Source organism: Streptomyces sp. NPDC003038, from assembly GCF_040611115.1.
Taxonomy (GTDB): domain Bacteria; phylum Actinomycetota; class Actinomycetes; order Streptomycetales; family Streptomycetaceae; genus Streptomyces.
Window position 1 is genome coordinate 226841 of sequence record NZ_JBEXNN010000002.1, and the last position, 13039, is coordinate 239879.

Consider the following 13039-nt stretch of genomic DNA (forward strand, 5'->3'; position numbering starts at 1 on the left):
GCGGAACGGCCACGCGCCGTCGGCCGGTGGTCCGGCCGCGACCCGGAGGTCGCGGCGGCCACCGGCCGACGGCGCGGAGCGAGACCGGGTTACATCGGGTCCATACCGCGGTCGTCCAGGTTCTTCTCGCGCTCGCTCTGCTCCTGGAGCCGGCGGGCCTTGTCGTGCAGCCGCTGGCGCTCCTCCGGGTCGGTCGACCGCTCGGCCGCCTCGTTCAGTTCCTGGGCCTTGGCACGCATCTGCTGGGACCGGCCGCGGGATTCGTCGCCTGCAACGCTCATGATCGCTCCTTGCGTCTGTGGGGAGAGCGGGCGGATCCAGAGAATCAGCAGCCCCGCGCGGGCGCATCTCGAAGCCTCACACGGAGTGACGGCTCCCGACTCCCACGGCCACCAGGCAGGTGTCGTCCTCGTGCTCCTCGGGCGTGTAGGCCTCCATGATGCGGTCGAGGGACTCCTGCGCGCTGAGCCCGCCGCAGGTCATCAGCACCTTGCGCAGGAGGTCGATGCCGTACGCGATGTCCTCGCCGCGCCGTTCGACCATGCCGTCGGTGTAGAGCAGCAGGAGATCGCCGGGGCGCAGGTCGACGGTCGCGGTCGCGTACTCGTGCCCCGGCAGCAGCCCGAACAGAGGGCCGCGGTGCTCCGTGTCCAGCACCATGGCCACCCCGTCGCGCAGCAGCAGCGGCGGCGGATGGCCCGCGCACGCCCACCGGAAGCGCCGCTGGGCGTCGATGTGCCCGATGATGCCGGTCGCCGTCTCGGCGGTCGGGTCGGCGCACAGCAGCTCGTTGAGCCAGGTGGTCAGCTGTCCCGCATGGGTCCCCGGCGCGTGCGCGAGGCCCGCGAGGGCGTGGCGCTGCTGCGCCATCCGGGCGACCGCGCTCAGGCCGTGACCGCACGCGTCGCCGATGGCGAGCAGGACCCGGCCGTCGGGCAGCAGGCGGCACTTGTACCAGTCGCCACCCACCGCGGGCTCGGCGTCGGCCGGCAGGTACGAGGCGGCGACGGACATGCCCAGCTGCGCCAGTTCCGCCGACAGGCTCGGTACGAGTGCTTCCCGCAGAGCGGAAGCCACCCGCCGCTCGGCCGCCGCCTCCTCGCGCAGCTGCTCCCGCTGGCGCCGGGTCGCGGCGAGCCGCTGCCGGCTGCGCACCTGGGGCGTCAGATCCCGGGCGATGAGGTGCACCGACCACGGCAGGCCGTCCGTCGCGATGACCGGATGCCCCACCAGGTGCAGGGTGCGGACCTCGCCGAGCACGCTGAAGCGGATCTCGGCTCCAGGCGGCTCCTCCCCGTCGACCAGCGCCATCAGCAGCTTGCCGAAGCGGGGGACGTCCTCCAGCAGGACGGTGTCGCACAGTTCCCCGAGAGACAGGGGACGTGCCGGCTCCGTGCGGAAGATCGAGGCCAGCCCCTCGGACCAGGTGATGTCCCCGGAGAGCAGGTCCCAGGTGCCCCAGCCCATGGACGCGATGTACTGGGCGTCGAGCGAGAGCAGCTCCATGCGGTTGTGGGCGGGCCGCCACGTGGCCAGCACCTTGTCCCCGCAGGAGGCCGCGTCGTACAGCAGCTTCGTGCGGTGCAGACCGTCACTGCGCCGCTCCGTGTAGTCCACGGCGTACGCCTTGAGGGCGCGCCCGCCGGCCAGTACCCCGTCCAGAGCGCCGATCAGTCCACCGGCCGCCGCGCCGGGCTGGACCTCCAGCAGCCGGCGGCCGATCTGGAGATCGGGGGCGTCGAGCCATTCGGCCGCGCGGACGTGGTTGCCGGCCTGGACCACGAAGTCCACGATCCGCTCCGCCTCGTCGCGTACGGGCACGAGCAGCGCCGCCGACAACGGGATGGCGGGCAGGGCGGCGCAGATGCACGCCCACGGATCATGTTCGTCGCCGCCGTCGCCGCAGGCATGCGCCGCCCCCTCACCACCGCCGCACGGGCAGGTCTGCCCCGATCCGTCCGCCGCAGGCCGCTTCGGGTCCTCTTCGACCCGTACTCCCGCTTCTCGGCTCGCGGCCTCCCGCAGGGCTCTCACCTCGCGGGCGAGGAGCTTTTTGAGCGTGTCCGGGTCCTGGGGGATCAGAGGGGTCATCGGTCCTCACCCGTTCGGGAAGCAGCGCTCGGCCGTACCGGCCGCGGCTACGCGGCGAGCATGCCCGTGCGCAGTCTGGTCAGGATGCGCGTCAGGAGGCGCGAGACCTGCATCTGGCTGATGCCGAGTTCGCCGCCGATCTCGGACTGGGTCATCTCCTGCCCGAACCGCAGGTACAAGATCCTGCGGTCCCGTTCGTCGAGCTGATGCAACAGGGGGCCGAGCGCGTGCATGTCCTCGAAGAGCTCGATGGCCCGGTCGCTCTCACCCGTGACATCGGCCAGGGCACGGGCCGTGCGCCCCGACGCCGAGTCCTCCTCGCCCTGCGCGGGGGCTTCCAGCGGCTCGGTGGAGTAGCCGTTGGCCGCGACGAGCCCCTCGACGACCGCTTCCTCGTCGAGGCCCAGGTGATCGGCCATCTCCTTGACGGTGGGGGATCTGCCCAGGGTCGCGGAAAGATCGTCCCGGCCTTTGGCGAGGTCGAGGCGGAGTTCCTGCAGTCGGCGGGGGACGCGTACCGCCCAGGTGGTGTCCCGGAAGTGCCGCTTGATCTCGCCGGTGATGTAGGGGAGGGCGAGCGTGGAGAATTCGACCTCGCGGTCGGGTTCGAAGCGGTCGATCGCCTTGATGAGGCCGATCGTGCCCGCCTGGATGATGTCTTCCATCTCCGCGCCGGCCCCGGCTCCGGTTCCCGTGCGGCTGCGGAAGCCCCGAGCGGCGAACTGGACCAGGGCCATGTTCATCTCGATGAGGGTATTGCGCGCGTACTGGTGCTCGGCGGTGCCCTCCGGCACGCTCCGCAGGCGCGCGAAGAACAGCTTCGAAAGCTCCCGCGCATCGGCCGGCGCCACCTGGTGCGCACGGGTGATGCGGGGCAGCTCGGCACCGGTCGGCGGCAGGTCGGGCCGATGCCCGGCCGCACCGGTGCCCGGGGGGACGGCGGGGCCGGTGGCGGGGCGTGCGGCTGTGGTGGAACTGGGCACGATGCCTTCCTTCCGTCGGCTTCAGGCTGACTGCATCTGCCCCGTCATCCGCCGGCCAAGCATGCCGAAAGAGCGCCGAGGACCTTCGGCGCTCACTCCGGGACCTTCGGCCCGCGCGGCCCGGGCCTTTCGCCCGTGCCCCCGTTCACCCGGTCGGGTCCGCCGGGCGGATCTCGCGCAGGGCGGGCAGCAGGGTCGACGCGGCCCAGTCGAGGAACGGCCGCTGGTGCTGGCCGCCCACCTGTACGAGCGCGACGTCGGTGAATCCGGCGTCCACGTAAGGGCGTACGGCCTCGACGAAGGCGTCCACGTCATCCCCGCACGGAATCGACTCGGCGACGTCCTCCGGGCGGACGCATTCGGTCGCCTGCTCGAAGGAGCCGGGAGCGGGCAGCTCGGCATTGACCCGCCAGCCGCCCACCGACCAGCGGAACTGTTCGTGGGCACGCTTGACGGCCGTATCGCGGTCGGTGTCGTAGCAGACCGGCAGCTGGCCCACGCGCGGCTTTCCGCGCCCGCCCGCGCGGTCGACGGCGTCCAGCAGCTCCCTGTCGGGCTTGATCGCGACGACCAAGTCCGCCAGCCTGCCGGCGAGCGCGCAGGACCGTTCCCCGGAGACGGCGATGCCGAGGGGCGGAGGTTCGTCGGGAAGGTCCCAGAGACGCGCGTTCTCGACGTCGAAGTAGGGGCCGTGACGGCTCACCGAACCGCCCTCGAAGAGTGCGCGGATGATCTCCACCGCCTCTTCGAGCATCTCCAGCCGGACGTGCGCGGCCGGCCAGCCGGGGCCCACGACGTGCTCGTTGAGATTCTCACCCGACCCCAGGCCGAGCCGGAAGCGCCCGCCGGACAGCAGCTGCATCGTCGCCGCCTTCTGCGCCACCACGGCCGGGTGGTAGCGCATCGTCGGGCACGTCACGTAGGTCATCAGCGGGATGCTCGACGTCGCCTGCGCGGCCGCGCCGAGGACGCTCCACGCGTAAGGAGCGTGCCCCTGGGCCGCCAGCCACGGAAAGTAGTGGTCGGAGGTGACGGAGAAGTCGAATCCCGCCTCTTCGGCGCCGACCACGTGCTCCACCAGCTCGCGGGGGCCGGCCTGTTCGGTCATCATCGTGTATCCGAATCGCACCATGCGCTGCGCCTTACCGGTCTCCCTCACGCGAAACATGACGGCCCTCCGGACGGCGGCGCGGATGCCGGGGCACATGAGATGGACCAGGCTGGACATCCGATGGGACATCCGAGGTCAGTGGGACATCCAGATCTCGACCGGAATCCGAAAGGAGATCGCCGTGGTGCGTGGAACAGACCCCGTCGGCGATGCCGATCCGCCGCCCCCGGGCGCCCCGACCGCCCGCACCGCATCGCCCACCGCATCGCCCACCCCCGCGGCCACCGCGGTCACCACCGCGCCCGCCACCTCCGAGCACAGCTCGCGCGTCACCCTCCGCGTCAACGGCACGGACCACGTCCTCGGGCTGGACCACCGCGTCACCCTGCTCGACGCCCTGCGCGAGCACCTGGACCTGACCGGAGCGAAGAAGGGATGCGACCACGGCCAGTGCGGCGCCTGCACCGTGCTCGTCGACGGGCGGCGGGCCAACAGCTGCCTGCTGCTCGCGGTCGCCCAGGACGGCGCGGAGATCACCACGGTGGAAGGCCTCGCCGACACCGGGGAAGGCGGCGGCCCCCACCCGCTCCAGCAGGCATTCCGCGAGCGGGACGCCTTCCAGTGCGGCTTCTGCACCCCCGGCCAGCTGTGCTCCGCTGTCGGCGCCCTCGCCGAAGCCGCCGCCGGGCACCCCTCGCACGCCACCTCCGCCGAAGACCTCGCCGAGCCCGGCCCGGTGACCCTGACCGCGGCGGAGATCAGGGAACGGCTCAGCGGCAACCTCTGCCGCTGCGGCGCCTACCCCGCCATCGTCGAAGCCGTAGCGGACGTGATCGCATGAAGCCCTTCGCCTACGTATGCCCCACCAGCCTGCGGGAAGCGGCCGAGGCCCACGCCGCGCACCCGGGCTCCCGCTACCTCGGCGGCGGCACCAACCTCGTGGACCTGATGAAACTCGGCGTCGAGAGCCCCGCGGCCCTCGTCGACATCTCCCGGCTCCCGCTGGACGGGATCGAGGAACACCCGGGGGGCGCGCTGCGCATCGGAGCCAACGCCCGGGGCAGCGACGTCGCCGCCCACCCCCTCGTACGCTCCCGGTACCCGGTACTCGCGCAGGCCCTGCTCGCCGGCGCGTCCGGCCAGCTGCGCAACGTCGCCACCACCGGCGGCAACCTGCTGCAGCGCACCCGGTGCACGTACTTCCAGGACGTGACCAAGCCCTGCAACAAGCGCGAGCCGGGCTCCGGCTGCGCCGCCCTCGAAGGGGTCCACCGCGATCACGCCGTGCTCGGGCACTCCGCACACTGCATCGCCACCCACCCCTCCGACATGGCGGTGGCACTCGCCGCGCTCGACGCCGACATCGAGCTGTACGGCGAGCAGGGCACCCGTACGGTGGCGGCCACCGCCTTCCACCGGCTGCCCGACGACCGGCCCGAGCAGGACACCGTCCTGCGGCCCGGGGAGATCATCACGGCCGTGCTCCTGCCCGCCCCGGCCCCCGGCGCCGTCTCCCGCTACCGCAAGGCCCGCGACCGGGCCTCGTACGCCTTCGCGCTGGCCTCGGTCGCCGTCGTCCTCGACCTCGACCCCGACGGCGGTCTCGTCCGGCGGATCGCGATCGCCTTCGGCGGGCTCGCCCACCGCCCCTGGCGGGCCACCACCGCCGAGCGGCGGCTCACGGGCGCCGCCCCGACCGCCGACACCGTCCGCCGGGCCGTCGACGAGGAACTGGCCCCGGCCCGGCCCCTGCGCGACAACGCCTACAAGGTCGAGCTCGCCCGCAATCTCGCCTGCGACGCGATCACCGGCCTCGCCCACCGTGCGGACGGCCGCGCCCGCACCCCGTAGCAGCCGGCCCCGAACACGAAGAGGAGCAGGGAATGCGCCCCCACACCGCACTGGGTGCCCCGGTCGTCCGGGCGGAGGGCCTGGACAAGGTCACGGGATCCGCGCGGTACGCCGCCGACCACACCCCGCCCGGCTGCGCCTACGCCTGGCCCGTGCCCGCCGCCGTCACCCGAGGCCGTGTCGCCGCCGTCGACACCGGCGCCGCCCTGCGCCTGCCCGGCGTACTCGCCGTCCTGACCCCCGACAACGCGCCACGCCTGGGCCCGTCCGACGACCCCACGCTCCAGACCCTCCAGGACACGGAGGTCCCGCACCGCGGCTGGTACGTGGCGCTCGCGATCGCCGACACCCCGGAGGGTGCACGGGCCGCCGCCGAAGCGGTCCGCGTCACCTACGCGGCCGAGGAACACGATGCCCTGCTGAGCGCCGACCACCCCGGCGCGTACACGCCCGAGGAGGTCAACGGCGGCTACCCCGCCCACCGCGAACAGGGCGACCCCGACGCGGCGCTGGCCGCCGCGCCCGTACGGGTCGACTGCGCCTACACGGTGCCGCCGCTGCACAACCACCCCATGGAGCCGCACGCCGCCACCGCCGACTGGGACGCCGCCGGCGGACACCTGACCGTGTACGACTCCAGCCAGGGGGCGGGACCGGTCCGCGCGGCCCTGGCCTCGCTGTTCGATCTTCCCGAGGACCGCATCACCGTCGTCTCCGAACACGTCGGCGGCGGATTCGGCTGCAAGGGCACCCCGCGGCCGCACGTCGTCCTGGCCGCCATGGCCGCCCGGCACACCGGACGCCCCGTCAAACTCGCCCTGCCCCGGCGCCACCTGCCCACCGTGGTCGGGCACCGGGCACCCACCCTGCACCGGATCGGACTGGGCGCCCGGCCCGACGGCACCCTCACCGCACTCACGCACGAGGTCACCACCCACACCTCCCGCGTCACGGAGTTCGTCGAGCAGGCCGCCGTGCCCGCCCGCGTCATGTACGCCGTCCCCGACAGCCGCACCACCCATCGCGTCGTCGCCCTGGACGTGCCCACCCCCTCGTGGATGCGCGCCCCGGGAGAGGCCCCCGGCATGTACGCCCTCGAATCGGCCATGGACGAACTGGCCGACGCCCTCGGCATCGACCCCGTCGAGCTCCGCATCCGCAACGAGCCCACCACCGAACCCGACAGCGGCAGGCCCTTCAGCAGCCGCCACCTCGTGGAATGCCTGCGGGAGGGCGCGAGCCGCTTCGGCTGGGCCGCCGCGCGTACGCCGCGCCGCGACGGGCCGCTCCTCGGCGGCAGCGGAGTCGCCGCCGCCACCTACCCCGTCTACGTTGCACCCTCCACCGCCCGGGCCCACGCCCGGCCCGACGGCAGCTACCTCGTCGAGCTCAATGCCACCGACATCGGGACCGGCGCGCGCACCGTCCTCGCCCAGGTGGCCGCCGACACCCTCGGCGTTCCGCTCGAATCCGTGACGGCCTCCATCGGCCACACCGGTCTGCCCCGGGCGCCCCTCGCCGGCGGCTCCTCCGGAACCGCCTCCTGGGGCTGGGCGGTCCACGGCGCCTGCACCGCCCTGGCCGCCCGCCTGGCCCGCCACCACGGGCCGCTGCCGGCCGAAGGCCTGTCCGCGTCCGCCGACACCACCCAGTCGGCCAAGCAGAAGTCGCCGTACGCCCGCCACGCCTTCGGCGCGCACTTCGCCGAGGTCGAGGTCGACACGGCCACCGGCGAGGTACGGGTCCGGCGCCTGCTCGGGGTCTTCGCCGCCGGCCGCATCCTCAACCCGACGACGGCGCGCTCCCAGTTCACCGGCGGCATGATCATGGGTCTGGGGATGGCCCTGACCGAGCACAGCACCGTCGACCCGGCCTACGGCGACTTCCCCGAGAGCGATCTGGCCGCCTACCACGTGCCGGTCAACGCCGACGTGCCCGCCGTGGAGGCCCACTGGATCGAGGAGCACGACAAGCACCTCAACCCGACGGGCGGCAAGGGCATCGGCGAAATCGGCATCGTCGGCACGGCGGCCGCCATCGGCAACGCCGTCGCCCACGCCACGGGCCACCGCCTGCGCGAGCTCCCCCTCACGCCGGACCGGGTCCTGGCCGCGCTCGGCCGCCCCCGGTGAGCGGAGCCCGGCGGGGGCGGACTGCCATGCGGGGGCGGACTGCCATGCGAGGCCCGTCCCGCCCCGCATGGCGGTCGGGAGGGGAGGGCAGTCGCGCATCAGTGGGACGACGTCGGACCCGATCCTGGAGGGTGGGGCGTGCGAAGCGTAGGCGTGGAGGAGGAACTGCTCCTCGTGGAAGCCGAGAGCGGGCAGCCGCTGTCGGTGGCTGCCGCCGTCCTGGCCGCGGCCGCACGCGATACCGCCTGCGGTACGGACCACATCTTCGAGAAGGAGCTCAAGCGCGAGCAGGTGGAGTTCGCCACCCGTCCGGTGATCGCCATGGAAGAGCTGGCCGAGGAGATCAGAAGATGGCGTTCGGTGGCCGCCCGCCACGCCGAACCGGCCGGCGCGAAGGTGGCCGCACTGGCCACGTCACCCCTGCGGGTGGTCTCCTCGACGACCCCGGGCGAGCGCTACCAGTGGATGGTCGAGCGATACGGCCTGACGGCGCAGGAACAGCTGACCTGCGGCTGCCACGTCCACGTGTCCGTCGCATCGGACGAGGAGGGCGTGGCCGTCCTCGACCGGATCCGGCCCTGGCTGCCCGTGCTCAACGCCATCAGCAGCAATTCTCCCTTCTGGCAGGGCCAGGACAGCGGCTACGACAGCTACCGCAGCCGGGTGTGGAACCGCTGGCCCTCGGCCGGTCCGACGGAGATCTTCGGCTCCGCGGCCCGGTACCACGATCAGGTGTCCGCCATGGTCGGGACCGGCGTGCTGCGGGACGAGGGCATGATCTACTTCGACGCCCGCCTGTCGGCGCACTACCCGACCGTCGAGGTCCGGGTCGCGGACGTGTGCCTGCACCCGTCGACGACCGTCCTGGTGGCGGCCCTCGTACGCGGCCTGGTGGAAACGGCCGCGCGCGCGTGGCAGGCGGGGGAGCCGCCGGCGCGGATCAGCGTGAGCCTGCTCCGCCTGGCGGCGTGGCGGGCGGCCCGCTCGGGTCTGGACGGCCCGCTCATCCACCCGGCGACGATGCGCGAGGCGCCGGCGCGCGTCGTCGTGAACACGCTGTACGAGCACGTCCGCGAAGCGCTGGAGGACCACCGCGACGCGGCGGCCGCCCGGCAGGGCATCGCCGAGGTCTTCGAGCACGGCAACGGGGCACGCGTACAGCGGGAACTGCACCGCACGACAGGAGACCTGGGGGCCGTCGTACGGGAGTGCGCGCGCATCACCACCACCGCCGCGTAGACCGCGTGGCCGCGTCAGCAGTCCGGCCCGTCGACAGGGCTCCGGGCGTCTGCTGGGCTAGGCTCGGACCAGGCTGGGAAGGGATGATCCGTCATGTGTCGCTGGCTCGCCTACTCGGGTTCGCCGATGCTGCTCGACGCCGTGCTCTACCGCCCGGAGCACTCGCTCATCGACCAGAGCCTCCACGCGCGGATGGGTGTGGAATCGACCAACGGCGACGGCTTCGGCATCGGCTGGTACAGCGCCGACGGCACCGGCGACGGCACCCCGGCCATCTTCCGCGACATCGCACCGGCGTGGAGCAACCGCAATCTGCGCGAGCTGGCCGGACACGTCCGCTCCCCGCTGTTCTTCGCGCACGTCAGGGCCTCCACCGGCTCGGCGATCCAGCAGACCAACTGCCATCCGTTCCGGCACGGGCGCTGGATGTGGATGCACAACGGGGCGATCACGGACTTCCACCGGCTGCGGCGGGACCTCTGCATGGCCGTCGACCCGGCCCTGTTCTCCTGCATCGAAGGTTCGACGGACTCCGAGGTGATGTTCTACCTGGCGGTCACCTTCGGCCTCGACCAGGACCCGCCGGGTGCGGTGGCCCGCATGGCGGGCCTGGTCGAGCACATCGGCAAGGAACACGGCGTGGCGGACCCGCTCCAGATGACGGTGGCGGTGAGCAACGGCGAGCGCCTCTGGGCCTTCCGCTATTCCAGCCAGGGCAGGTCCCGGTCGCTGTACTACAGCAGCAAGGCCAAGACCGTCCGCCACCTCTACCCCGAGCTGGAGTTCCTCACGGAGGTCTCCGACGCGACGCGGCTCGTGGTTTCAGAACCGCTCGGGAACTTCCCCGACGTGTGGAACGAGATCCCCGAGGCCAGCTACACGGTGATTCCCGCCGTCCCCGGGGAAGACGACCACTACCCCTTCATTCCGGAGCCTCCGTGGTGAGGAACGTCGTGAGGGTGAACAGGGCTCCGTCCGGGTCACGCAGCGCCACCCACCGCTCGGTGGCGTTCGACGTGATGTCCGATACGGTGCGCCCGCCGAGCGCGACCGCCGCCTCGATGGCGGGCTGAAGCCGCGGCACGCGGAAGTGGACGTGCCAGCGGGGCCGGATGTGCGACGCGTAGGCGGCGATCTCGACGGGACCGCTGTTGAGACGGGCGACGGGTTCCCCGGCCTGCCGCAGGACGACCTGGTCCTCCTCGTACGAGACCTCGCAGCAGCCGGGGCGGCCGGTGGCCCACTCCAGCACGCCGCCGTAGAAGATCGCCGCGTCGAAGGCGTTCCTGGTGCGCAGCTCCAGCCAGGCCGGAGACGGCCCCCTGCCGACACGCCAGTCGGCCGACACCCCGCCCTGCCAGATGCCGAAGACCGCACCGTCGGGATCGGCCGCGAGCGCCCCGCGGCCGCCGGAGGCGAAGGACACCGGACCGACCGCGATCGTGCCGCTGCGCTCCCGGATGCGGTCAGCCGCCACATCGGCGTCATCGACGGCGAAGTACGGGGTCCACGCCACCGGCATCGCCAGGTCCCCCGCCAGCGCGCCGATGCCGGCCACCGGCACACCGTCGAGCTCGGCCACCGAGAAGCCCTTGCCGAGACGGGCCGGGCGGAACGTCCAGCCCGCGACCTCCCCGTAGAAGCGCTGCGCCATGTCCAGGTCACGGGCCATGAGGCTCACCCAGCACGGAGCCCCGAAGACCTCCCCGGTCGAAATCTCCACGCTCGCTCCGTCCGTCGTGCGCCACGGTCGGCGCTCCGTCCGAGTACAAGAAGTAGCGCCCCGCCGCCGCGGCGGCGGGGCGCGACGCGCGGGGGACGGTACGCGTACTCCTACGGGTCCACCGACGGGTCCCCTCGGCCCGTAGCCGGGCGCGCGCAGCGGGCCGGGCCCGTCCGGCGGCGTACACGGCGGGCCCGATTACCACTGCGCACCGGTGTTCGGCAGGATGGCCGTATGACCGAGATCCTGACCCCCCGCCTCATCCTCCGCCGCTGGCACGACGACGACCTCATCCCCATGTCCGAGATCAACGGGGACCCGGAGGTGATGCGGTGGATCGGCGACGGCTCGGTCCGCGACCTGGAGGAGACCGCCGAGGACATCGAGCGCTGGGAGGAGGAGTGGGACGAGGAGGGCTTCGGGATCTTCGCCGTCGAACTCCTGGCCTCGGGCGAACTGATCGGCTGCACCGGCCTCTCCCTGCCCGAGTACCTGCCCGAGGTGCTCCCGGCGGTGGAGATCACCTGGCGGCTCGGCCGCTCGTACTGGGGCCAGGGCTACGCCTCCGAGGCCGCCCACGCCACCCTGGAGTTCGCGCTCCAGGACCGCGGCCTCGACCGGGTCGTCGCCATCAACCGGGCGGGCAACGACGAGTCCGAGAACGTGATCCGCAAGCTGGGCCTGGTCCACGAGCGTGACGCCACGCACCCCGAGTACGGCCACCTCCTGAACATCCACAGCATCGACCTCACCGAGTACGAGGCCTGAGCGGCGCGACGGCTGGCGGGCCCCGCTCAGGCGGGCTCGGTGCCCGGGGCCTGGGCAGCGCGGCCCGCGCGGATCGCCGCGAGGGCGGCGCCGTGCAGGGCGGCGGGGTCGCCGCGGTCGGGGAGGGGGCTGCCGGTGAGGGTGTACCACTCGTCGGCGTCGGTGTACTGGACGTCGAACCGGACCCGCCCTCCGGGCATCGCGGTGGTGCGCAGGGTGAGCGGGCCGGTGATGACGCCGACCTCGTCGGTCATCGCGCCCCCCGGCCCGGCGACCACCTGGTCCTGCCACTGCCGCGGCCGTGGTCGCTGTTGCCGCTGCTGTTGTGCGTCGTTCCGGTCGGTCATGACGCGCAGGTGTCCAGCATGGTCGTGAGCATCTTCTTCTCCGGCTCCGTGACGGTCAGTTCATAAGCGGACTTGACGGTGGTCCAGGCCCGGCCGTACTGGCACCAGCTCGAACGCTCCGGCGGCTGCCACAGGTCGGGGCTCTGGTCGCCCTTCGAGCGGTTCGAGGACGCGGTGACCGCCAGCAGCTGAGGACGGGTCAGGTCATTCGCGAAGGCCTTGCGCTTGGCGGCGTCCCAGCCGGCCGCGCCGGAGCGCCAGCCCTCGGCGAGAGGCACCATGTGGTCGATGTCCACCTCCCCCGCGTCGGTGACCACCGCTCCGTCGTACAGGCTCTTCCAGGTACCGGAGACAGCCCGGCATTCGGAGTTCCGGGTGACGCCGGCGCCGTCCCGCTTCAGTACCGTCTCGCGCGTGTCGCACTTGTCGCCCTGCTCCGCCCAGTGCGTGAACTTGGCGCGGCTGTACCCGGCCATCGTTCCCACCGGCGCTACCTTCAGCGCGGCCAGCTGCGTGCGGGCCACGGCGGCCGAGACCATACCCGGCAGCGCGTCCCTGCCGGCGGGCTTGCCGTCACCCGCCGGCGCGGTGGTGGCCGACGGAGCGCGGGGCGAGGCGGACTGCGGCTTCGCGTCTCCGCCCGGGCCGCCGCCCGGACCGGAGCAGCCGGCCGCGGCCAGCAGCAGCGACACCGCCAGGACCGCACCGGGCACCCGTATCTGACGTTCCATGACCCCACCCCGAACCCGGCCGCGCACACTGTTCCGGGAAGACTACCCAGAATCGGACATACA

Annotated in this window: 13 protein-coding genes; 6 read left to right on the forward strand and 7 right to left on the reverse strand. The window is 72.9% G+C overall.

Annotated features, from left to right (window positions below):
• Nucleotides 1–89: 89 nt before the first annotated feature.
• From ABZX75_RS03750 to ABZX75_RS03765, 4 genes are all read right to left on the reverse strand, one after another.
• Nucleotides 90–281 carry a DUF6381 family protein gene (locus ABZX75_RS03750; RefSeq protein WP_355407459.1) on the reverse strand — a complete coding sequence of 64 codons (192 nt, stop codon included), beginning with the start codon at nt 279–281 and terminating at the stop codon, nt 90–92.
• Between the two features lie 76 nt (nt 282–357).
• Entirely contained in the window at nt 358–2091 is a 1734-nt protein-coding gene (locus tag ABZX75_RS03755) for a PP2C family protein-serine/threonine phosphatase (protein WP_355407461.1), read from the reverse strand.
• Nucleotides 2092–2138: 47 nt separating this feature from the next.
• Nucleotides 2139–2990, reverse strand: a complete 852-nt coding sequence (locus ABZX75_RS03760; RefSeq protein WP_355407926.1) for a SigB/SigF/SigG family RNA polymerase sigma factor — start codon at nt 2988–2990, stop codon at nt 2139–2141.
• 229 nt (nt 2991–3219) lie between these two features.
• Nucleotides 3220–4206, reverse strand: a complete 987-nt coding sequence (locus ABZX75_RS03765) for an LLM class F420-dependent oxidoreductase (protein ID WP_355407463.1) — start codon at nt 4204–4206, stop codon at nt 3220–3222.
• A gap of 160 nt (nt 4207–4366) precedes the next feature.
• Here ABZX75_RS03765 and ABZX75_RS03770 point away from each other — a divergent pair, with 160 nt between their 5' ends.
• From ABZX75_RS03770 to ABZX75_RS03790, 5 genes are all read left to right on the forward strand, one after another.
• Nucleotides 4367–5026, forward strand: coding sequence for a 2Fe-2S iron-sulfur cluster-binding protein (locus ABZX75_RS03770; protein ID WP_355407465.1), 660 nt, complete (start codon nt 4367–4369; stop codon nt 5024–5026).
• On the forward strand, nt 5023–6036 hold the full coding sequence (locus ABZX75_RS03775; protein WP_355407467.1) for a xanthine dehydrogenase family protein subunit M: 1014 nt from the start codon (nt 5023–5025) through the stop codon (nt 6034–6036). The genes ABZX75_RS03770 and ABZX75_RS03775 overlap by 4 nt, the downstream gene beginning before the upstream one ends.
• A gap of 32 nt (nt 6037–6068) precedes the next feature.
• Nucleotides 6069–8168: a xanthine dehydrogenase family protein molybdopterin-binding subunit gene (locus tag ABZX75_RS03780; protein WP_355407469.1), complete on the forward strand. Its 2100-nt coding sequence runs from the start codon at nt 6069–6071 to the stop codon at nt 8166–8168.
• Between the two features lie 138 nt (nt 8169–8306).
• Nucleotides 8307–9407, forward strand: a complete 1101-nt coding sequence (locus ABZX75_RS03785) for a glutamate--cysteine ligase (RefSeq protein WP_355407471.1) — start codon at nt 8307–8309, stop codon at nt 9405–9407.
• Nucleotides 9408–9500: 93 nt separating this feature from the next.
• Entirely contained in the window at nt 9501–10352 is an 852-nt protein-coding gene (locus ABZX75_RS03790) for a class II glutamine amidotransferase (protein ID WP_355407473.1), read from the forward strand.
• Here the strand turns inward: ABZX75_RS03790 and ABZX75_RS03795 are convergent.
• On the reverse strand, nt 10330–11079 hold the full coding sequence (locus ABZX75_RS03795) for a VOC family protein (protein ID WP_355407928.1): 750 nt from the start codon (nt 11077–11079) through the stop codon (nt 10330–10332). The two genes, ABZX75_RS03790 and ABZX75_RS03795, sit on opposite strands and share 23 nt — an antisense overlap.
• A 285-nt stretch (nt 11080–11364) precedes the next feature.
• On the opposite strand from ABZX75_RS03795, the gene ABZX75_RS03800 reads away from it, so the two are divergent.
• Nucleotides 11365–11898 carry a GNAT family N-acetyltransferase gene (locus ABZX75_RS03800; RefSeq protein WP_355407475.1) on the forward strand — a complete coding sequence of 178 codons (534 nt, stop codon included), beginning with the start codon at nt 11365–11367 and terminating at the stop codon, nt 11896–11898.
• Between the two features lie 26 nt (nt 11899–11924).
• On the opposite strand, the gene ABZX75_RS03805 is transcribed toward ABZX75_RS03800, so the two are convergent.
• Both ABZX75_RS03805 and ABZX75_RS03810 read right to left on the reverse strand, forming a co-directional pair.
• Complete coding sequence (locus ABZX75_RS03805; RefSeq protein ID WP_355407476.1) at nt 11925–12245, reverse strand: hypothetical protein; 321 nt, start codon at nt 12243–12245, stop codon at nt 11925–11927.
• Nucleotides 12242–12976, reverse strand: coding sequence for an HNH endonuclease family protein (locus ABZX75_RS03810; protein ID WP_355407478.1), 735 nt, complete (start codon nt 12974–12976; stop codon nt 12242–12244). Before ABZX75_RS03810 ends, ABZX75_RS03805 begins: the two co-directional genes overlap by 4 nt.
• Between the last annotated feature and the right edge of the window lie 63 nt (nt 12977–13039).